The following is a 21126-nucleotide window of genomic DNA, read 5'->3' on the forward strand; positions in this document are numbered from 1 at the left end:
CGTGGCAGTAAAGGTCCCGGCTGCTTAGCCGGGGCTAGTTATTCGTGTTCTCTGCTAGCTGTTTTCCTATGAAAAATCTACGTTTTCTGTTGCTGCTGCTGTTGCTGCCCGCGCTGCCGGTGTGGGCCCAGCAGGGCAAGCTGTTCATTATCGGCGGCGGCGCCCGCTCGCCCGAGTTGATTCAGGACATGGTGACTACCGCCGGGCTGGGCCCGCGCGACTACGTGGTGGTGCTGCCCATGGCCAGCGCTGAGCCCGAAGCCTCCTTCGCCAGCATTGCCGGGCAGATTCGCGTTGCCACGCCACGGCCGGTGGTGTGCCTCAATCTGGCCCTGCCGGCCGCCTCGGCCCGCCGCCGCCGGCAGCAGATTGACTCGTTGCGTCGCGCCCGCCTCATTTTCATCACCGGCGGCGACCAGGACCGGTTTATGCGCGTAGTAGCCGGCACCCCCATCGAAACGGCCATCCGGGCCGCCTACACGGGCGGGGCCACCGTGGCCGGCACCAGCGCCGGGGCCGCCGTGATGAGCCGCCACATGATAACCGGCCGCGAACTGCTGCCCGACACCACCTACCACGAAACCTTCCGTAAGCTGCAGCCCGGCAACATCGAGTTCAAGCCCGGCCTGGGCCTCATCGACTCGGTTATCGTCGATCAGCACTTTGTGCGCCGCAGCCGCTATAACCGGCTCATTTCGGCGCTGGCGGCCTACCCCGGCTTCACCTGCGTGGGCATTGATGAGGGCACGGCCTTAGTGGTGCAGGGCCGCCGCGCCCGCATATCGGGCGTGAGCCAGGTTATCCGGCTGGCCCGCCCGGAGCAGCTGCGCACCACTGACGGCCTATTGAGGCTCAAAGATGCTGAACTAAGTATCTACGCCGATGGCGACATATTTGAGTGGTGAGAAAATAGCAGAATTTGTGAAAGCAAAAGAGCCGTGCTTCTATATAGAAGCACGGCTCTTTTGCAGCTGTTACTGCTTCCTAGTACCCGGAGCCGGAATCGAACCGGCATATCTTTCGATATCGGTGTTTGAGACCGACGCGTCTACCAGTTCCGCCATCCGGGCGTCTAATCCGTTCCGACAGGTAGCTTAGGAGCGGGCTGCAAACTTAGAAAGAGATTCGCGAATGCGCAAGAGGTAACGCTTTTTGAGGTAATAGGTTTGCACCTGCTGCAAAGCCTGGGTCCGGGAATCACCGGGTAGCCCTTCGTAGCCAGCCAGCACCGGCTCGATGCCGGCATCGAGCGTATCGCTCAGGGTGTTAACCGCTGCTTCGACCTGGATTACAATGGCCGGGTCGGGCTCAAACTCCAGCTCCATCAGCTGCTCATTAAGCTCCATTACCTCCATTAAAAAATCGGGTGGGAGAGCCTGCTTGCCTTCTTCCAACAGGCCATGGCGGCTCAAAATGTAGGCCATGCGCTGGTCGGGGTGGCTGAGCGTGCGGTAGGCGTCGGTGTTGAGGGTGGCTAGGTGCAGGATTTCCTGCTGCCGCTCGGCGCTGGCCGTGCCGTGAAAATCGGGGTGGTACTCCCGGCTCAGGGCGTAGTATTTGCGCTTAAGCGCCGCTTCATCAGGACGAAACGTTTCGGGTAGTTCGTAGAACTCGAAGTAATTGGGCGTTTCGGGCATAGGATTAGGACAAATGGGGTGGCCCAGCGGGCATGCAGGGCTGTCAGGTTCAACCCAAAGCCGACCAGATAGGTTACGGGGGCCGGCCGAAAAGGAAAACCGGGTTAGGCTTTGGCCGGAGCGGGCAGTATGGCCGGTTGCACCGAAAAAGCCAGTGGCGGAGCCGCAAACAAAGCCTTGGTAGCCGGCCAGACCTGCCCGAATAAGGCCGAGCGGCGGTACGCATTCAGCGCCTCGGCCGATTCCCAGTGGCTGTGGGTGCAGTACACGCGTGGGTCGTCGGCATCCTGCCACAACTCCAGGTGGCGGCAGCCCGGCATCTGCCGGATCTGGTCCTCCGAGTCCTGAAAGATGCGCAGGAAAGCAGGTACATGCTCAGGGGCGAAGGTGAGGCGAACAATTCGGATCAGCATCGGCGTAGCAAGTGAAGGGGATAATCGGTGCAGCTGTCAGAGTGGCCGATTTTTATTAACATAATGTAAGCACGAAACGAATTTCCCTGCTTAGAATACTCCCAAGGCTTATTTTCTCAGCCCAGATAGCGAACATCTACTTGCGAATCGAAATGCAGCCCGAGTAGTTCGGATGCATTGCCTTGGTTGATTCCGATGCAAAGCCGGTCCTGGCTATTAAAGATGCACACGGCCTCGCCCGGGTCGGCGGCCTGGAAGTGGGGCGCAACGGAGCGCACGGTTTCGCGGGCAAAGTGGATGGTAAAAGGCCGGTCGCGGCCGATAACTTCCAGGGCCGAGCGGGAGATGTCGGTTATCAGGTTGCCGTAGTGGTCGACGTGCACCACATGGCCCGTGATGCGGTTATCCTGCAGGCGCAGCTGGCGGTTGAGCAGCTCGTAGGGCTCGGCCAGCGCGGGGCCGAGGTCGGCCAGCGGCCGGCCCTGGGCCAGGTGCACGGCGGCGGGCACCAGCAGGTCGCGGGTGGGGGAGGCGGTGGGCTGCTGGTCAGGGTTGAGGCGCACCAGCTGTTCGGGGGCGCCGTCGCAGAGTAGGGGTAGCAGGCCGTTGTCGGCGGCCACGAAGTAGTGGCCCTGAAAGCGGGCGGCCAGCCACGCGGCGTGGGGGGTACCCAAATCGTTTACGCCCACCAGATGCACGGTGCCAGCTGGGAAATCGGCGTACACGGCCCCCAGCACATGCACGGCGTGGGCAATATTAAACGGCTCGATGCCGTGGGTAAGGTCGAGCACCGGCAGCTCGGGGGCCAGCTGCAGAATTCGCGCCTTCACGGCGGCCACGTAATGGTCGCGGTAGCCGAAATCTGACAGAAACGTAATCAAACCCATGACCGGAAATTGGGAGTTATTCGTACTATTGCTTTGAGCCCCGTGGGGGTGGCAAAAGTAGGCCTTTTGCCCGGAACCGGATAGGGCAACGATAACCCAAGTTTTGCTGTTATAGGCAGCAGGAGCCCGCATCCGTCGGGTGCTCAGCCCCTTATTTTTCTCTTCCCGCTTTTAAAAACTTCTAGTTTGGTCGAAAAAGTCATCACGTTGGAAAATGTGTCCCTGGTAGAGTTCCTGGGACCCGACAACCAGAATATCCGCCAGCTTGCGGCGGCCTTCCCGGGCAGCAAAATTGTATCCCGGGGCAACGAAATCAAGATTCAGGGCCAACCGGCCGTCATCAGCCGCATCAACGAAATCCTGTCGGCACTTATCGAGCACTACCACGAGTACGGTACCATCAGCGACAAAACGGTAAACCAGTATCTGTCTTCGGCCAACGAGGAAGTGGAGGAGGCCCGTATGGCGGCCGCGCCCGATGTGGTTCTATTCGGGGCCAAGGGCGGCGTTATCAAGGCCCGCACGGCCAACCAGCAGCGCTTGGTAGATGCCGTGATGAAGAACGATTTGGTGTTTGCGCTCGGGCCGGCTGGTACGGGCAAAACCTATATTTCGGTGGCTTTGGCCGTGCGCGCGCTCAAGAACAAGGAGGTTAAGAAGATCATCATTTCGCGCCCGGTGGTGGAAGCCGGCGAAAGCCTGGGCTTTTTGCCCGGCGACATGAAGGAGAAAGTCGACCCCTACCTGCGGCCTATTTACGATGCGCTGGAGGACATGCTACCGCCCGAGAAGTTCAAGTTCTACATGGAGAACAAGACCATCGAAATTGCGCCGCTGGCCTACATGCGCGGCCGCACGCTCAACCACGCCTTTGTGCTGCTCGATGAAGCCCAGAACACCACGCCCTCGCAGCTAAAGATGTTTCTGACCCGTATGGGCCCGCACGCCAAGGTGATGGTGAACGGCGACCGAAGCCAGATTGACCTGCCCACCAAGCAGAAATCCGGCCTCAACCAGGCCCTCGATATTCTGCGCGACGTGCCCGGCATCGGCTTCGTGGAAATGACGGCCGAAGACGTGGTGCGCCACCGCCTGGTAAAGGAAATTGTGCTGGCCTACGACCAGTTCGATACCGAGCAGGAGCAGGAGCGCGCCGACCAGGCCAACCGCCCTGTGCGCCCCGCCCAGCGTTATTAACTGTAAAATCAAGGAGAAAAAGTCAAAAATAAAAGCTCCGTTGTCATCTTGGCAGCGGGGCTTTTACTTTTGGCTTCTCTCCTTGACTTTACTTTCAACGCCTATGCAAGTTCGCCGCATTACCACCGACGCCGACCTGGAAACGGCGCTGGCCATTCGCCACACCGTGTTTGTGCTGGGCCAGAACGTGCCCGCCGACCTGGAGCACGACGCCCACGACCGTACCGACGCCACCCACTACCTGGCCCTGAGCGCCGCCGGCCAGCCCTGTGGTGCTGCCCGCTGGCGCCCCACCGAAGCCGGCGTAAAGCTGGAGCGCTTCGCCGTGCTGGCCGAGTACCGCAACCAGCAGGCCGGCGCGGCCCTGCTCGCCGCCGTACTGCACGATGTGCAAGCAGCGCATCCGGCCGCCCTCGTGTACCTGAATGCCCAGCTGCCCGCCGTGCGCTTTTATGAGCGGCACGGCTTCCGGAAAATAGGGGAGAAGTTCACGGAGGCCGATATCGAGCACTACAAGATGGCCTTCGGGAAGGGCTGAAATCTGAGGGGCGCTGAAAAACAATGCGTTGCTGATGCTTGCAATCCGCTGTATTTTCTTCACCTTGATTGCCAGATACCTGCCTCAGCCAAGCCGTTTGGTTTAAAGCGGTTGGCCATCAGCTAAAAGCTAACAGCCCAACGGAGTATGCAAGTCAAATGGGCCCCGAATGCCTTCGTGCGCCTTGTGCTGCCGCTGATGGCGGGCATCCTGACGTATTTGTATTATGGCACAGTGTTGCCCGACCTCTGGCCGCTGCTGCTGGGGTTGGGGGCGCTGTTTGCCGGCGTGCAGTGGTGGGCAGCGCGGCGGCCCGGACCCGGCCCCACCGATGCGGCGGGGTTGCTAGCCGTATTGGCCCTGTACGTAGCGGGCCTCACGCTCACGCAGCAGGCCACCGAGAGCCGGGCGAGCAACCACCTGTACCGGTTTGGCGGTGAAGTTGAATTTTACCGGGCCGTGGTGGACGATTATACCGTGCGGCGGCCCGCCACCTACGCCACCACCGTGCGGGTTTCGGCGGTGCGGGTGGCGGGGCAGTGGCGGCCGGCGGTGGGCGGCATCCGGGTGTCCATTCCGCGCACCGACTCGCTACCGGCCCCGCAGTACGGCGACCTGTGGCTGGTGCGCGGGGCGCCCGCCCCGAGCAAGGCCCCGCTCAACCCGGGCGAGTTCGATTACCGCCGCTACCTGCAGTATCATCAGGTATACCACCAGCAGTTCATCCACCCCGACCAGTACCAGCGCATTGGCATAGCGCCCCCGAGTTTGTTGCGGGCCATAGCCATGCGGGCGGCGCGGGTGGTAGAGGGCGTGTTCAAGCACTATGTGCATGCCAAACGCGAATACGCGCTGGCTTCGGCGCTGGTGCTGGGCCTGAAGGACGACGTGGACCAACAGACCAAAGAGGCCTATGCCAACACCGGCACTACCCACATTATGGCCGTTTCGGGTTTGCAGGTGGGGCTGTTATTTGGGGCCGTGAGCTGGCTACTGGGTTTGCTGCCGGGCCGCCGGGGGCCGCTGATGCGGCTGGCTACGGCGCTGGCCGGGCTGTGCGTTATCTGGAGCTACGCCTTCCTGACGGGCCTTTCGGCCTCGGTGCTGCGGGCTACCGTGATGTTCTCGTTTTTAATCGTGGCCCGCGCTTTCAGCCGGCAGACGTCGATGTACAACCTGCTGGCCGTGGCTGCCTTTTTCCTGCTCTGCTACGACCCCTATCTGCTCTGCGACGTGGGCTTTCAACTCTCGTTTCTGGCTGTGCTCAGTATTGTGTATCTGCAGCCGCGTATTGCCGCCTGGCTGCACCCGAGGGCTTATTTCCTGGCCCGGCAGCGGCCCTGGCAGCCGCCGGCGGTGCAGCGGCTCTGGAAATGGACGGGAGTAGGGCTTGATTGGGTGTGGAAGGCCACGGCGCTGTCGTTGGCGGCTCAGGTGGCCACGTTTCCGCTGGGGTTGTTCTACTTCCACCAGTTCCCGCTCAGCTTCCTGCTTTCCAACCTCGTGGCCGTACCTATTTCCAGCCTGGCCGTGTACGTAGGCCTGGCGCTGCTGGTACTTAAAGGCCTGGGCTGGCTGCTGGGGCTGGTTTCGGCTACCGCTGCCCACGGCTTCGACTACCTGATTAAAGGCCTGGCGTGGGTGTTTGAACACATGATCTGGCTTTTCAACGAGTATATTTTTCTCATTGGCCGCTCGTTGCCTGGGGCGCTGGTATCGGGCATCCACATCACGGCCCCGCAGGCCTGGCTGGTGTTTGGGGTAATATTGGCTTTGCTGGCTTTCCTGGCCCTTAAACGGTTGCAGTGGCTGGTGCTGGCCTGCACGTTTATGAGCGTGTTTGCCGGCAGCCGCGTGTGGGCCGCCCGCCGGCTGGCTCCCAACGAGCAGCTGGTGGTGTACAGCATCCCGCGCCGCTCAGTGGTGGGTTTCTGGCAGGGCGCGGCCGCCGATATTGTGCCCCTCGATTCGTTGCCGCTCACCGAAACCGAACGCACTTACCGCATTGTGCCGGGTAGTATTCGGCGCAACGCCCGGCGCGTAAGCTATTGGCCCGGCTGGCAGGGAGGGCCGGTGCCGGCTGTGGTTGCCGAGCCGGGCTTGGTGCTGGCCGGCTGGCGGGGCCGGCAACTGGCGTTCATCAGTGGGCGGCTAAGCGGCAGTACTCAGCCGCTGCCGGGGCTGGTGGCCGTGGTGTTGCGCCGCAACGCCCGCGTGCAGCCCGCCGAGGTGGCCGCTTTATTTGGCACGGCTCCGCGCATCGTGTTCGATTCGAGTTGCAAAAGCTGGTACGTGGCCCGCCAGGATTCGCTGTTCCGGGTTGCCGGTTTCCGCACCCACGATGTAACGTTGGCCGGGGCGTTTGTGGTGGGCCGCCAGCCATAGGAAACCCAAAATACTGCCCGGTAATAGTCGGATTTCGCCCGTAGTTCGTATTATCGTAGCATCAATTTTGCTGGGTTTGGATTTTCCGACCTTCTTTTGGCACCGCCCGGCCCCTCGCTGCTTGCACCCACCGGCCCTGCTGCCTCGCCCCATCTTTGCCCCACCCATTCCGACTATGGAAGACATGCCCACCCAGGAACTAGAAGAACTGCGCTATATCCGCTACGATGTTCAGGAATCCATTGGCTACATCACCCTCAACCGCCCCGACAAGCGCAATGCCCTGAATGCCAACGTAGTTACCGAGCTTAAGCAGACGTTTGCCCATGCCGAGGAAGATGAGGCCTGCAAAGTAATTGTGCTGCGGGCCGAGGGCGACGTATTCTGCGCCGGGGCCGATTTAGGCTATATTCAGGAGCTGCAGAACTTCGGCTACAACGAAAACCTGGCCGATTCGACCCACCTCATGCAGCTGTTCCACCAGATTTACACGCTCAACAAAGTGGTTATCGGGCAGGTGCATGGCCACGCGCTAGCCGGCGGCTGCGGGCTGGCTACCATCTGCGACTTCGCCTTCACCGTGCCGGAAGCGAAATTCGGCTACACCGAAGTGAAAATCGGGTTTCTGCCGGCCATCGTCAGCATTTTTCTGCTGCGCAAAATCGGCGAAACCCGCACCAAGCAGCTGCTGCTCACCGGCGACGTAATTCCGGCCGCTAAGGCGCTGGAGTATGGGCTGGTGAACTTTGTGGTGCCCCGCGAAGAGCTGGCCGACAACGTGTACCGCTTCGCCCGCCGCCTGTGCGTCGAAAACTCGGCCCAAAGCATGGAAACCACCAAAGAGATGATGGCCCGCCTGCCCGAAATGCCCCTCGAAGACAGCCTGCGCTACGCCGCCCGCATGAACGCCGACGCCCGCAGCTCCGACGACTGCCGCCGTGGTATTGCTGCCTTCCTCAACAAGGAAAAGCTGACCTGGGATAACTAGGCTGCGCGGGGATACTAAAGGAATCCGTTTTGCTAAACGAAGTCGAAGCAGAACGGATTTTTTTATTCCCCCACAGTCTCCGCTAAACCTTCTCACTTTTTCGCTGGTTAGGGCTACTATGACAACGCTGGGTGCCGTAGCCGTTACGACGGCTACTTTTTTGGGGATGGAGTTCGTGGCCTGGTTCATGCACCGGTTTGTGCTGCATGGGCCACTGTGGTTTCTGCACCGCTCTCACCATGTGCGCCACCCGCACCGCTTCGAGCGCAACGACTTCTTTTTCCTGTTCTACGGCTCGCTTTCGATGCTGCTCATTGTGTCCGGCTCCGAAAGCCACGACTTTCGGTTCTGGATGGGCGTGGGCATTGCCAGCTACGGCACGCTGTATTTTTTCGTGCACGATGTGCTGATTCATGGCCGGCTGCGCTTCTGGCGTAAGTCGCGCAACACGTACCTGCGGGCTCTGAACATGGCCCACAAGATGCACCACAAAACCACTGGCCGCGACGGCAGCGAAGAGTTCGGCCTGCTGTGGATATCACCCAAGTACTTTCGGCTGGCCCTGCGCCGCCCGGCCCCCACGCGCGTGCTGAAATCATCCAAGGTTTAAGGTGCCGGCAGTTTAGTCCTGAAAAAGCTGCTGACAACACGCCGTTGCCAGGTTGTCCATTTCCTCCCCCTAAATAAAAGCTAATAGCTAGCCGCTAACAGCTATCAGCTAAGAAAATGGGTTACTTCTCCATCTCCGATTTAGAGCAGCTGTCGGGCGTTAAGGCGCACACCATTCGGATATGGGAGCAGCGCTATGGCATTCTGCAGCCTGCCCGCACGGCCACCAACATCCGGACGTATTGCGAAGATGACTTGCGCCGGCTGTTGAACGTGGCCACGCTCTGCGACCGGGGCTACCGTATTTCCAAGGTAGCCAGCTTAAGTGAGGAGGAGCTTTCGGCGGCAGTACTGGCTGGCAACGATGCAGCGCATAACTACTGCCAGCGCGTAAACGGGCTGTTGGCCGCCATGCTGGCCATGGACGAATGTCAGCTGGTAGACCTGCTCAATCAGACCATCCAACAACTGGGGCTCGAAGAAGCTATTCTGCGCGTTGCCTATCCGTTCCTGCAGCGCATCGGCATTATGTGGCAGGCCGGAACCGTGAATCCGGCGCAGGAGCATTTGATAACCAATTTGCTACGCCAGAAAATGCTGGCCGGCACCGACGCCCTGCCGCCGGTGTCGCCGGCATCGGCCCGGCGCTGGGTGCTGTTTCTGCCCGAGCGCGAAATGCACGAGCTGGCCCTGTTGTTTATGAACTACGTGCTGCGGGCCCGCCGCCACCATGTGCTGTATCTGGGCCAGAACCTGCCCGCCGCCGAACTGGTAGCCGTGTGCGCGAGCTACCAGCCCCACGCCCTGTTAACAGTAATGACTGCCGTACCCGAGCGCGACGAAGTAGGCCACTTTGTGCAGCAGTTGCGCTCCTACTGCCCCGGCACCGAGCTTTACCTGTATGGTCCGCTGGCTCAGCTGGATTTTCCGCTGCCGCCCGAAACCACCCGCCTTGCCCTGATTACCGACTTTATAGCCTTGGCGGATGCTAATGCGGGCGCAGCTGAAGCGTAGTGCAGCAAACCGGCATAGCGAGTTTCGCCGTACTTCAGCTTAGGAGTAATGGGTCGGTGGTACAGGATTGGGAAATCACAAGCTGAAACCGGACGAAAACGGGCCTTAGCACTCACGCCAATATTTTGTAGACGGCAAAAATGGCCCTGCTGACGCCTGACGCCAGATGCCAATTGGTTGTGCGAAATAAATTGACTTGTTCGCGTACTTTTTGGTGGCACGTGCGTATATTTGTTTAACATTCGGCCACCAAAAGCTAAACAGCATGACCTCTCTTGAATTCACTGACCAAGTACAGAAGATTTCTTATTCGCTGAAGCCGGTGGCAATGAACCTGACCCGCGACGCCGACGACGCCAAAGACCTTGTGCAGGAAACCCTGCTTAAGGCCATGCTCAACAAGGATAAGTTTAAGACGGGTACCAACTTGAAGGCGTGGTTGTACACCATTATGCGCAACACCTTCATCAACAACTACAACAAAATAACCAAGCGCAACAGCAACATCGATAGCACGGAGTACTTCCAGTACTTTAATACCGATGAAAACTACATTACCCACAACGGAGCAAGCTCCGATTTCGTAGTAACGGACATCAACGCGGCTATTGCCGGCCTCTCAGCCGACTACCGGACGCCGTTCATGATGTACTACATTGGTTACAAGTATCTGGAGATTGCCGAAAAGCTGCAGATTCCAATTGGAACCGTGAAAAACCGAATCCACATCGCCCGCAAAGAGCTTAAGCAGGCGCTGAAGACATACGCCCCCGGCGTGTAGGGAATAGGGAGAGAGTACAGACCCGCCCCGGGCGTATCACGGGCCGCGGACTACGCAACCAGGTTTGGCCAGCGTAGTTTGCGGCCCGTTGTCTTGTCAGTAAACCAAACTTCCGGGCTGGCTGGCGGTATCTTAGCACAACTAGGCTGGCCAAACCAGCAAAATCCCATATTTGCGTCTGTGAGCAAACACATCATAGTTATCGGGGCCGGCTTTGCGGGCCTGTCGGCGGCTACCTCGCTGGCCCAGCAGGGCTGCCGCGTTACGCTGCTAGAGAAAAACGAAGGCCCTGGTGGCCGGGCCCGGCAATTCCAAGCCGAAGGGTTCACCTTCGATATGGGCCCGAGCTGGTATTGGATGCCCGATATTTTCGAGCAGTACTTCGCCAAATTTGGCCGTAAGGTGAGCGACTACTACAACTTAGTGCGCCTCGACCCTTCGTACCAGGTGATTTTCAAGGGGCCCGAGGCGGTGGACATTCCGGCGGCTATGAGCGAGCTGCGGGCCTTGTTCGAGCGGTTCGAGCCCGGCAGCGGCGCCCGCCTCGATGAGTTTCTGCGGCAGGCAGCCTACAAGTATCAGGTGGGCATCGGCAAGTTTGTGCATATGCCCGGCCGCTCGTTGCTGGAGTTTGCCGACCCGCGCCTGCTGGTGGATGCCGTGCGCCTCGACCTGTTGCAGAGCATGCACAAGCATGTGCGTAAGTTTTTTAAAGACCCGCGCCTGCTGGAGCTGGTCGAGTTTCCGATTCTGTTTTTGGGCGCTACCTCCGAAAATACGCCGGCCCTGTACTCGCTCATGAACTACGCCGACCTGGCACTGGGCACCTGGTACCCGATGGGCGGCATGCACAAAATTGTGGAGGGCATGGTGGCCCTGGCCCGCGAGCAGGGCGTAGAAATAGAGTACAACGCGCCCGTGGAGCAGATTGTGGTAGAAAACGGCCGTGCCACCGGCGTGCAGACGGCCGCCGGCTTCCGGCCCGCCGATGCCGTGGTGGCCGGCGCCGACTACCACCACGCCGAGCAGCACCTGCTGGCCCCCGAGTGGCGCACCTATTCGGAGGCCTACTGGGACAAGCGCACAATGGCCCCGTCGTCGTTGCTGTTTTATGTGGGCCTGAACAAACGCCTGCCCAACCTGCGCCACCACAACTTGTTTTTCGATCAGGACTTCGGCCTGCACGCCGAAGAAATCTACGAGAACCCGAAGTGGCCCACCCGCCCGCTGTTCTACGTGTCGGCCCCCTCGCAAACCGACCCCTCGGTGGCCCCCGAAGGCTGCGAAAATATCTTTCTGCTGGTGCCGGTGGCCCCCAACCTGCCCGACCCCGAAGCTACGCGCGAGCATTACTACAACTTCATCATGGAGCGGCTGGAGCGGCACTGCGGCACCAGCATCCGCGACGCGGTAGTATATAAGCGCAGCTACGCCCACCAGAACTTCATCGACGACTACCACAGCTACAAGGGCAACGCCTACGGCCTGGCCAACACCCTGCGCCAGACGGCCATCCTCAAGCCCGGCCTCAAAAGCAAAAAGGTGAACAACCTTTACTTCACCGGCCAACTCACCGTACCCGGCCCCGGGGTGCCGCCCTCGCTCATTTCGGGCCAGGTGGTAGCAGGGGAGGTCTTGAAAGAATTATGAATTATGAATTATGAATTGATTCTGTAAAAGTCTGCCTCAACATCGAATTTGAGTTAAGGAGCTTGGATAAGTCGCTCTGTCAGCTGAGCGGAATTCAAAATTCAAAATTCAAAATTCAAAATTCCCAAACCTTGGACCACGTTGCCCTTTTCACTGAAACCAGCCGGGCGTGCAGCAAGCTGATTACCCAGCGCTACAGCACGTCTTTCACGCTGGGCATCCGCACGCTCGACCAGCGGTTTCACTTGCCGGTGTATTCGGTGTATGGCTTTGTGCGCTGGGCCGATGAAATTGTGGACACCTTTCATGAGCACGACAAGGCCGCGCTATTCGCCGACTTCGAGCGCCAGACCTACGAGGCCCTGGACAAACGCATCAGCCTGAACCCGGTATTGCACGCGTTCCAAGATGTGGTGCACCGGTACGGCATCGACCGGGAGTTTATTGCGGCCTTCCTCTATAGTATGGAGATGGACCTCGACGACCGAAGCTACGACCAGTCGTTGTACAGCAAATACATCTATGGCTCGGCCGAGGTAGTAGGGCTGATGTGCCTGCGCATCTTCTGCGAAGGCAACCAGGCGGAGTTCGAGCGGCTGCGCGAGCCGGCCCGGCGGCTGGGCTCGGCCTTCCAGAAAATCAATTTCCTGCGCGACATCCGCTCCGACTACGAAGAGCGAGGGCGGGTATATTTTCCAGGGGTGCAGTACGAGCAGTTTACCGACGCCGTGAAGCGCGACATTGAGGCCGATATCCGGGCCGATTTTGAGGCGGGATATGCGGGCATCGTGCAGTTGCCACGGGCCGCCCGGCTGGGCGTTTACCTGGCGTATGTGTACTACCTGAAGCTGTTCGATAAAATCCGGCAGCTACCGGCGGCCCACATTCAGCAGCAGCGGGTGCGGGTACCGACCAACACCAAGCTACTGCTGCTGATGGGCTCGTGGCTACGCTACCGGATGGCTAAACTATAGGCCTGCGGATGCCGGATTGCGCTGAATTTCGCTATTTGGCGTCATAATTGAAGCAAGGCGGCTGTAAACGCGGCACACCAGGCCGCCGCCCTGCCGCCGTTTCCTGCCCTCTGCCGTGCCTAAGTTTCTGATTTTAACCGTTCTCCTGATTTTTTCCACGCTCGTGTCAACCGAAGCCAACCCCTACGCCCTGCCCAGGCTCCGCCAGCAGTACCAGCAGGCAGCCGCCAGCAAAGAAGCCGGCGAGAAGTTTCATAAGCTGATGAGCGCCTATACCCGGCAGGATGCCGTGGTGCTGGCGTACAAGGCGGCCGCCGAGGCCATCCGGGCCCGCGACGCCTCCATGCTCAGCAAGCTGACTTACGTGCAACAGGCCAGCAAGCAGTTCGAACAGGCCGTACAACTCGATGCGTCCAACCCGGAAGTGCGGTTTCTGCGCCTGAGCGTGGAAAGCAACCTGCCTTCTTTCCTGGGCCTGAGCCAGCACGTCGACGAAGACCGGCAGTTTTTGCTTAAAACGCTGCTCAACCACCCCAACTCGGGTCTCGATGCGGAATCGTTTGGGCTGGTGCGCAATTTTCTGGTAGAGCGGGGCCACGTGTCGGACGCCGATGCCCAGAAGCTGGCCCGGTTATAGAATCAACTATCTAGTACAATACCCCTGGGTGGCAGATGGATGCTCCGCTCCACTGTGCCGCTCGGTCTGTTCGCGGACTATAGCTTGGTTATTCGCCTTTCGGGGCCCTTTCTCCTTATGTTGCCTATGAAATCTTTGCTGTTACTCCTGCTGGTCTTTCTGCTTGGTAGTCGTCTGGTTCAGGCGCAGTCCATTCTGCTGAAAGGCCGCGTTCTTGATGAGAAAAACCAGCCCGTACCGTATGCCGGGGTGGGGGTAGCAGGGGCCGAAGTAGGCACGGCCACCAACGAAGCCGGCGAATTTCTGCTGCGGGTTCCGCGGCTGCCCCAGCAGCTTACAGTGAACAGCCTGGGTTTCGAGCCCGCTACGCTCAACGTTAGCGCGGCAACCGTGGCCACGTCGCTCGAAATTCGTCTTAAAAGCAGCTCGGTTTCCTTGCCCGAAGTGCGGGTGCGTAACCCCGGGCAGGTAGCGGCCGAGCTGGTACAGCGTGCCAGCGCCAAGCTGGCCCGGCACCAGCGCAATGCTATGTATGGGCAGGCCTTCTACCGCCAGAAACAGCGCCACAACGGCCGCTACACCGAGTTTATGGATGCCTTCTACGATGTGCGCTTTACGGCGGAAGGCATTAGCGGCTGGCAGCTGACACAGGCCCGTTACGGGCAGGTGCAGGAGGAAACGGGTGTGGATATGATGAATTTTTCGGCGGCCCTGCGCCTGATTCCCGTGTTCGACCCCAAGCCTAGCCCGCGTAAGGTAGCCGTGCCGCTGGGCCCACGCGCCACCGAGCAGTTTGTATTTCAGCTGCGCGAGATATTGCGTAATGAGGCGGGCGAAGTGGCCGTTATCGACTTTCGGCCCCGGCCTGAGTTGGGCCAGTCGGCCCTGAGTGGTACGCTCCACCTCGATATGGAAACAGCCACGCTGCGCCGCATGGAAAGCCGGGTGCCCATTGCCGACCTTATGTCGTTGCAGTTTGGCGAAGGCACCAGCCTCGACTCGCAGAACATGCGCCTGACGGCCGATTTTGCCCCGTATCAGGATTCGCTCAGCCAACTGCGGGCCGTGCGCGCCGAGCAGCGCATTGTGCTGAGCTATAACGGAAAGCCCGATACGACCACGCTCAGCGGTAACCTGTTCTTTTACCGCTATAGCAAAGGCGCCAATACGAAAGGCTACAAGAGTACCGGCGTGAACTACAACGACCTGCGGCAGGCCCGGAAAGGCCCCTACGAACCTGAGTTCTGGCGCAACCGCGAAGTGCTGCGGGCTTCTCCGGCCGAAGAGCGGGTTATCCGCGACATGGAGGAGCAGAAGGCGTTCGGTACGTTTTAGCCGAACTGCCCGCATAGAGCAGGGGTGGGCCTTTTGCGAAATCCGGCTTATCTTCCGCAAGCCGTAACCTTCCGGGCCGCTTCCAGGTTACTGCTTCGCTATGCCGCACCACCTAAGCGTTCGAATCGACCCTAACTCCGGCTTTTGCTTTGGCGTTATCTATGCTATCCAAATGGCCGAAGACCTGCTCGATGAGCAGGGCTACCTGTATTGCCTGGGCGACATTGTGCACAACGATGAAGAAGTGGAGCGCCTGGAACGCCGGGGCCTGCGCATCATCGATTACGAGCAGCTGGCTGGTCTGCGCCGTGAGGCTGTGCTGATAAGAGCACACGGCGAGCCGCCCAGCACCTACCAGATGGCGATGGAAAACGAGCTGACGCTCGTGGATGCTTCGTGCCCGGTGGTGCTTAAGCTGCAAAACCGCATCAAGACCAGCTACGACAAGCAGGACCGCATCTTCATCTATGGCAAGCACGGGCACGCCGAGGTGCGCGGCCTGCTGGGCCAGACCAGCGGAAATGCGGTGGTGTTCGAAAGCTTGGAGGAGCTGCTGGGCCACGAGCTGCCGTCCAGCCTCACACTCTACAGCCAGACGACCAAGAGCACCGACTCGTTTTACCGCATCAAAAACGAGCTGACTGAGCGTGGCTACGAGGTAAATGCCAACGACACCATCTGCCGGCAGGTAAGCAACCGCGACAAGGATTTGCGCCGCTTTGCTGCTCAGTACGACCAAGTGGTGTTTGTGTCGGGTACCAAAAGCTCCAATGGCAAGGTGCTGTACCAGGTTTGCAAAGACACCAACCCCGCCACCCACTTCATATCCAAGCTCGACGACCTTGATTACGGCTGGTTTACGCCGGGCCAGAGTGTGGGCATCTGCGGGGCTACCAGCACCCCTATGTGGCAGATGGAGCAAATCCGCGATGCGCTGCTGGCGCTATGAGGCGGTGAACGAGTACGTAAGCCAATGAGTGAATTGACCCATCCTGTTGCTGAAAACACGCCTGCCGCCGTGCCGCCGGTCCGGCCAGGCCGGGTACGGCCGGCCCCACTAGAAGGGCGGGGCGTATTGGCGGCAGGTTTGGTGCTGGCTTGTTGGGGCGGGCTGATCACGTTTTTGCTGGCTTTCTATCAGCCCGACTGGCGCACGCCCTGGCCTTATTTGCTGGCGCTGCTACAAACCCATCTGTACACCGGTCTTTTTATTACGGCCCACGATGCCATGCACGGGGTAGTAAGCTCCAACAGGCGCCTCAACAATACCGTTGGTACGTTGGCCGCCGGACTGTTTGCGTTCAATTGGTTTCCGGGGATGCTGGCCAAGCACCACGCCCACCACCGCCACGTAGCCACCGAGCACGACCCCGACTTCCACAACGGCCGCCACCCGGGCTTTTTGCCCTGGTTTGTGCGCTTCGCCTGGAACTACGTAACCGTGTGGCAGGTGCTGCTGATGGCGGCCACCTACAATGTGCTCAAGCTGTTCTTCCCGCAGGCCAATGTTATTGCCTTCTGGATGCTACCGGCCGTATTGGGTACTTTTCAGCTGTTTTATTTCGGTACTTACCTGCCGCACCGGGGCGAGCATGAGGCCGACAATGCGCACAAATCGCGCAGCCAGTTTCGTCACCATGCCTGGGCCTTTATAAGCTGCTACTTTTTCGGCTACCACTACGAGCACCACGACCAACCGTACCTGCCTTGGTGGCGGCTTTGGAAGGCAAAAGGCTAGCCTGGCTTCTTAGCTCCGCCGGATGAGTGTGGTATTCACAATCTGCTCGGTTACCCGCTCGCGGTACGTCTGGCCCAGCGGGAGGGCGTGGCCGGCCACTTTCACCTCCATAGAACTCATCGAATCGATGCGGGCGGCGTTGACGAGGTAAGAGCGGTGGGTGCGCACGAACAGGCCAGCCGGCAGTTGGTGCTCCAGGTTTTTGAGGTTTACCAGCGTCAGATGCGAGCGTCCGTCGTCGGTATTTATTTTCGTGAAGTCTTTTAGCGCTTCAATGAAAAGCACCTCCCGGTAATGTAGACGTACAAACCGGGCGTCGGTGCGGATAAAGAAGGACCCCCAGTCAGGGGCCGCATCGGGTGGTAGCTCCGCCGCGTGGGTTTGCACCCGCAGCAGGCTCGCTACTTTGTTTACGGCCTTCAAAAACCGTTCGAGCGAAATAGGCTTGAGCAGAAAGTCGATAACATCCAGGTTGAAGCCTTCCATCGCATACTGCGGATGCGCTGTCATCAGTACCACCAACGGAGGGTGGTGCAACGACTTAACAAGGTCGATGCCGCTGAGGTGGGGCATAGTTACATCGGAGAACAGCACCTGCACCGGGTTTTCCAGCAAATATTGGTGAGCTTCCAACGGGTCGGTGAAGGCTGCTTTCACCTCCAACAAATTGGTCATGGTGGCGTAGGCCTGAAGCAATTCCAGCACCAGCCGGTCATCGTCGAGAAGCAGGCAGGATATCTTCATACAGAATAAGCAGGACAGTAGCTTGGCATCAATGCAAACCGCCTTCTGTGCGGAGTGGTAGTCGGTAATATAGTCGGATTAAATCAGATTATTTTTATAAACATGCTGAAATTCATTGATTCGTCTGCTATATAGGCTCGTTGGCATACTATTTAATCTGGTTGCTATACTATTTGAGACGCAGCTACAGAGGTAATTGCGCTCATGCAGAAGGGCCGGCGACAGGCAGCAACCCAGTTTGGGTATACTACTTGCCGCCGGCCCTTTAACACTGGTAGCCCTTAGCCATAAGCTGCCACATGGCAGCAATGGTAAGCGAACTACTGCTGGCTTAACCAGGTTGATTAGTGAACGTCGTTGGTTTTCTTGCAGCACTCCGGCAGACGCTCATAGGCTTTATCGTCGGCCAGCTGGCCGTTGGCATCATAGCCGGTTTTCTGCACCGCCGAAGTAAGCGCGGCTGCGCTGGTTTTATCCGGGCGGAAGGTAACGGTCAGCATCTGGGTGGGCACGTCGAGCGTGGCCTGCTGCACGCCTTTTTCGTAGGCCATAGCTTTTTCGAGGCGGGTCTTGCACATGTCGCACACGGCCGACGTTTTCAGCTGCACCGTTTCAGTGGCTGGGCCTTTCGCCTTGGTTTTAGTGGTCTGAGCAAAAGCGCCGCTCGAAATCATCAGCAGGCAGGAGAGCAGGAAGGATGGGAAGAATTTCATAAGACTACAACAGGTTGGAGAGTGAGAAAGTGCGTTTTTGATCGGAAAAAGGCTGATTTAGGGTAGCGTGAAGCGCATGCCCAGGTAGCTCATGCGGCCGTATACCGGGCCCCACACCATGGCCGCATCGAAAGTCGGGCCAAAAGGCGCGGCGGCCCCCTGAATAGGGTTGCGCTGGCGGTAGTTCGTCAGGTTCTCAACCCCAGCATACACCTCCCAACGCTTAAATGCGCGCGTAATCTGGGTGTTGAGCAGGGCGTAGCGGGGGCTGAAAACCGGACCCTGCTCGGCGGTACCGGGCTCGGGGGCCAGTGGGCGCTGGCCGTAGCCCTGCACCGTCAGGTCGGCGCGCCACTTGTCGAAGGCCGTAGCATAGGCCAGGTTGAGGAACAGGCGGTGGCGGGGTACCAGCACCCGCGGCAGCAGCTCGCCGCCGTACGTCGTCTGCACATCGAGGTACTTGTAGGCCGCTTTGGCCTCCAGGCCCTTCACGGGCTCCACCTGCACTTCGGCCAGAAAGCTGCGCGAGTAGCTGCGTCCGTCCGGGGCCAGGTTGCCGATCAGCAGCCGGTCGGGAGCCGTGTAGGAGTCGACCACCACCTGATTCTGGAACTCGGTATGGTAGTAATCGGCCACCAGCGTGCCCTGCCGGCCGAACGCATTGAAGTACTGGGTAGCCGAGCCGCCCACGCTCCAGGCCTTTTCGGGCTGCAGATCGGGGCTGATGACAAAGTCGCGGGAGCTGACGAACATGCCCGAGTTTTCGGCCAGCGGGTTGGCCACCCGCAGGCCCTTGCCGGCCGCAAAGCGGAGCACCGTATTCTTGGCCGGGTCGTACTTCACGTTCAGGCGGGGCGTCAGCAGCCAGCCGTACAGGTTGTGCCGGTCGAGGCGCAGGCCGCCAACCACCGTCAGGTTGCTGGCATTCTGGTAGGTGTACTCGCCAAACGCGCCCGGCACCTGCTCGCGGCGGTTGCGCGCCAGCAGAGCCGTGCTGGTGGTGCTGGGGTTGTAGGCTTCGCGGTAGTCGTCGTACTGGAAGCTCAGGCCGGTGCGGTAGGTGTGGGCCGTGGTACCGATGATGCTCTGAAACAGCAGCGTAGCCAGGCCCGTGCGCTGGTTGCCGTCGTAGTCGCGGCGGCCGTAGCGGGAGGTGAAGTCGTGGTCGGTGCCGCTCAGCAGCAGACCCAGGCTCTGGTAGGGGCGGCCGGCCCAGGCGTAGCTGGCTTTGGCATAGCCAGTAAAGCGGTTGGTTTCCTGCGTGATGCCGTAGTAGGGGCCGGGCTTGTTTTCGCGGAAGCCCAGCTGCCCGCCCTGACGGGTTTCGCGCAGCGCCCCCAGACCGGCCTCCAGCACTATGCCGTCGCCCGAGTTGTATTTCCACTTATTGAACGCGTTGAACTGGGTGGCCCGGGGCAAATCCAGAAATCCGTCGTCGTTGCGGTCGAGGCGGCCGCCCAAGTGGTCGGTGTGCAGCAGCAGGGCCGTGCTCAGCTTGGGCGTGAGCCGGTGGGCCAGGTTCAGGTTGAGGTCGAACTTGCCCATGTCGTTGACGTAGGCGTTGAAGTGCAGGCGGTCGGTTTTCTCGGGGTCTTTGAGGTGGATGTTCACCTGGCCGGCTATGCTTTCGTAGCCATTCACTACCGAGCCCATGCCTTTGATAATGTCGATGCCCTCAATCCAAGGGCCGGCCAGGTAGCCCAGGCGGTAAGGCGTGGCCAAGCCGCGCAGGGCCGGCAGGTTTTCCAGCGTCAGCAGCGTATATGCCCCATCAAGGCCCAGTAGCTGAATCTGCTTGGCCCCCGAGGCCGCGTCGGTGGTTGATACCTCAACCGAGGCGTTGGTCTCGAAACTCTCGGCTAGGTTGCAGCAGGCCGATTTGGTGAGGTCGCGGCTGGTGATAACCTGGGTGTTGGTGGGGGTGAGGCCCGAGTAGGCGAGGGCGCGGGCTTCCACCTTCACCTCGCCCAATTCGGCGGAGCGGCGCAGCGGCACGCGCAGGTAGCGTGTTCCCTCGGCCCGCACGGTGTCGGCCAAGTAGCCCAGAAAGTTGATGATGAGCCGGTTGTCGGTGCCGGCGGGGCGCACCAGCGAGAAAGCGCCCTGGGTGTCGGTGGTGGCGGCCCCGGCGGGGTTGCTCAGCCAGCGCACCACGGCGCCGGGTACGGGCGAGTTGCTGGTAGCGTCGAGCACTTGCCCGCGCACAGGGGCTACCGATGGGTCGGGCGTTTGGGCCTGGGCGGCTGTGGCAGCCAGCACGAGGCTGGCTACCGCCAGCGCCCGGCTGTGCCGGATAGAAGAATGCATAAGAAGCAGATGTTTAGATTTTTCCGAGGTAAGTGCCGGCCCAACTGGGCCCGGCGAAGCGGGCTGCCTAAACGGCAGCCTCCGGAAAAAACGCTAAACGACCAGCAGGCCCACCCACGTGAGCAGCGCCCGCCCGCCCAGCGGCGGGGGCGACGAATCGGCCGCGTACCAGCGCGAAGCGGGCTGGTAGAAGGTGGCGGCTTTAAAGGCCGGGAACGGGGCCGCGGGCCAAACCGCCAGCAACGCCGGCACCGATACTTTCGCCCAGCTTAGCTGAGCCGAAGCGGCATCGAGCTTATGAAAATCAGCACCAAACTCGCAGCACGACTTTAGCAGGTGGCCTGCTTCGGCCTCGTGGGCCTCAGCGGCTACCTGGGCCGGCGGGCAGCCGTGGCTGGCAGGCTGGAAAATAACGTTGGTGCTGCTTTGGCCGCTTTGCAGGCACAGATGCTGCTGCACTGCCAAGCCCACCGAGGAGGTGAGCACCAGCAGGGCCAGCCAGACACTAAAGAGCCGATGGAGCAGTGGACGTTTCATAAGCAGCTGCTGCAAAGGTACGCAATGCCGCGCGGGGGGCGC

21 protein-coding genes and 1 tRNA gene are annotated in these 21126 nt (G+C 60.0%); 14 read left to right on the plus strand and 8 right to left on the minus strand.

What is annotated here, in order from left to right; all coding sequences use genetic code 11:
* The first annotated feature begins 68 nt into the window (after positions 1–68).
* On the plus strand, positions 69–905 hold the full coding sequence (locus J7E24_RS04805; protein ID WP_215135693.1) for a cyanophycinase: 837 nt from the start codon (positions 69–71) through the stop codon (positions 903–905).
* Between the two features lie 83 nt (positions 906–988).
* Here J7E24_RS04805 and J7E24_RS04810 read toward each other — a convergent pair.
* The 4 genes from J7E24_RS04810 to J7E24_RS04825 all read right to left on the minus strand — a co-directional run bounded on the left by J7E24_RS04810 (position 989) and on the right by J7E24_RS04825 (position 2937).
* A tRNA-Leu gene (locus J7E24_RS04810) sits at positions 989–1070 on the minus strand.
* 24 nt (positions 1071–1094) lie between these two features.
* Positions 1095–1637, minus strand: coding sequence for an iron-sulfur cluster co-chaperone HscB C-terminal domain-containing protein (locus J7E24_RS04815; RefSeq protein WP_215135696.1), 543 nt, complete (start codon positions 1635–1637; stop codon positions 1095–1097).
* Positions 1638–1741: 104 nt separating this feature from the next.
* Positions 1742–2050, minus strand: coding sequence for a putative quinol monooxygenase (locus J7E24_RS04820; RefSeq protein WP_215135698.1), 309 nt, complete (start codon positions 2048–2050; stop codon positions 1742–1744).
* A 116-nt stretch (positions 2051–2166) separates the two neighbouring features.
* Entirely contained in the window at positions 2167–2937 is a 771-nt protein-coding gene (locus tag J7E24_RS04825; protein ID WP_215135700.1) for an S-adenosyl-l-methionine hydroxide adenosyltransferase family protein, read from the minus strand.
* 186 nt (positions 2938–3123) lie between these two features.
* Here J7E24_RS04825 and J7E24_RS04830 point away from each other — a divergent pair, with 186 nt between their 5' ends.
* From J7E24_RS04830 to J7E24_RS04890, 13 genes are all read left to right on the plus strand, one after another.
* On the plus strand, positions 3124–4134 hold the full coding sequence (locus tag J7E24_RS04830) for a PhoH family protein (protein ID WP_215135702.1): 1011 nt from the start codon (positions 3124–3126) through the stop codon (positions 4132–4134).
* A gap of 103 nt (positions 4135–4237) precedes the next feature.
* Entirely contained in the window at positions 4238–4672 is a 435-nt protein-coding gene (locus tag J7E24_RS04835; protein WP_215135704.1) for a GNAT family N-acetyltransferase, read from the plus strand.
* A 147-nt stretch (positions 4673–4819) separates the two neighbouring features.
* Positions 4820–7057: a ComEC/Rec2 family competence protein gene (locus J7E24_RS04840; protein WP_215135706.1), complete on the plus strand. Its 2238-nt coding sequence runs from the start codon at positions 4820–4822 to the stop codon at positions 7055–7057.
* A 175-nt stretch (positions 7058–7232) separates the two neighbouring features.
* Positions 7233–8045 (plus strand): enoyl-CoA hydratase/isomerase family protein, encoded by an 813-nt coding sequence (locus tag J7E24_RS04845; RefSeq protein WP_215135708.1) that lies wholly within the window; start codon positions 7233–7235, stop codon positions 8043–8045.
* A gap of 118 nt (positions 8046–8163) precedes the next feature.
* Positions 8164–8655: a sterol desaturase family protein gene (locus tag J7E24_RS04850; protein WP_215135710.1), complete on the plus strand. Its 492-nt coding sequence runs from the start codon at positions 8164–8166 to the stop codon at positions 8653–8655.
* A gap of 116 nt (positions 8656–8771) precedes the next feature.
* Positions 8772–9668 (plus strand): MerR family transcriptional regulator, encoded by an 897-nt coding sequence (locus J7E24_RS04855; RefSeq protein WP_215135712.1) that lies wholly within the window; start codon positions 8772–8774, stop codon positions 9666–9668.
* A 265-nt stretch (positions 9669–9933) separates the two neighbouring features.
* Positions 9934–10449, plus strand: coding sequence for a sigma-70 family RNA polymerase sigma factor (locus J7E24_RS04860; protein ID WP_019947844.1), 516 nt, complete (start codon positions 9934–9936; stop codon positions 10447–10449).
* Positions 10450–10629: 180 nt separating this feature from the next.
* The gene (locus J7E24_RS04865; protein ID WP_215135714.1) at positions 10630–12099 is read left to right on the plus strand and encodes a phytoene desaturase family protein; all 1470 of its coding nucleotides are present in this window, start codon (positions 10630–10632) and stop codon (positions 12097–12099) included.
* A 131-nt stretch (positions 12100–12230) separates the two neighbouring features.
* Complete coding sequence (locus J7E24_RS04870; RefSeq protein WP_215135716.1) at positions 12231–13073, plus strand: phytoene/squalene synthase family protein; 843 nt, start codon at positions 12231–12233, stop codon at positions 13071–13073.
* Between the two features lie 115 nt (positions 13074–13188).
* Positions 13189–13710 carry a hypothetical protein gene (locus J7E24_RS04875; protein WP_215135718.1) on the plus strand — a complete coding sequence of 174 codons (522 nt, stop codon included), beginning with the start codon at positions 13189–13191 and terminating at the stop codon, positions 13708–13710.
* A gap of 126 nt (positions 13711–13836) precedes the next feature.
* Positions 13837–15045 carry a carboxypeptidase-like regulatory domain-containing protein gene (locus J7E24_RS04880; RefSeq protein WP_215135720.1) on the plus strand — a complete coding sequence of 403 codons (1209 nt, stop codon included), beginning with the start codon at positions 13837–13839 and terminating at the stop codon, positions 15043–15045.
* 100 nt (positions 15046–15145) lie between these two features.
* Positions 15146–15994 (plus strand): 4-hydroxy-3-methylbut-2-enyl diphosphate reductase, encoded by an 849-nt coding sequence (locus J7E24_RS04885; RefSeq protein ID WP_215135722.1) that lies wholly within the window; start codon positions 15146–15148, stop codon positions 15992–15994.
* A gap of 24 nt (positions 15995–16018) precedes the next feature.
* The gene (locus J7E24_RS04890) at positions 16019–16783 is read left to right on the plus strand and encodes a fatty acid desaturase (RefSeq protein WP_251047025.1); all 765 of its coding nucleotides are present in this window, start codon (positions 16019–16021) and stop codon (positions 16781–16783) included.
* A gap of 9 nt (positions 16784–16792) precedes the next feature.
* On the opposite strand, the gene J7E24_RS04895 is transcribed toward J7E24_RS04890, so the two are convergent.
* The 4 genes from J7E24_RS04895 to J7E24_RS04910 all read right to left on the minus strand — a co-directional run bounded on the left by J7E24_RS04895 (position 16793) and on the right by J7E24_RS04910 (position 21084).
* Positions 16793–17527 carry a LytR/AlgR family response regulator transcription factor gene (locus J7E24_RS04895; RefSeq protein WP_215135724.1) on the minus strand — a complete coding sequence of 245 codons (735 nt, stop codon included), beginning with the start codon at positions 17525–17527 and terminating at the stop codon, positions 16793–16795.
* A gap of 344 nt (positions 17528–17871) precedes the next feature.
* Positions 17872–18240: a heavy-metal-associated domain-containing protein gene (locus J7E24_RS04900; protein WP_215135726.1), complete on the minus strand. Its 369-nt coding sequence runs from the start codon at positions 18238–18240 to the stop codon at positions 17872–17874.
* 57 nt (positions 18241–18297) lie between these two features.
* On the minus strand, positions 18298–20547 hold the full coding sequence (locus tag J7E24_RS04905; protein WP_215135728.1) for a TonB-dependent receptor domain-containing protein: 2250 nt from the start codon (positions 20545–20547) through the stop codon (positions 18298–18300).
* A 93-nt stretch (positions 20548–20640) separates the two neighbouring features.
* Positions 20641–21084 (minus strand): HYC_CC_PP family protein, encoded by a 444-nt coding sequence (locus J7E24_RS04910; RefSeq protein WP_215135730.1) that lies wholly within the window; start codon positions 21082–21084, stop codon positions 20641–20643.
* Positions 21085–21126: the final 42 nt, after the last annotated feature.

This window comes from Hymenobacter sp. ISL-91 (genome assembly GCF_018613725.1).
Taxonomy (GTDB): Bacteria; Bacteroidota; Bacteroidia; order Cytophagales; family Hymenobacteraceae; genus Hymenobacter.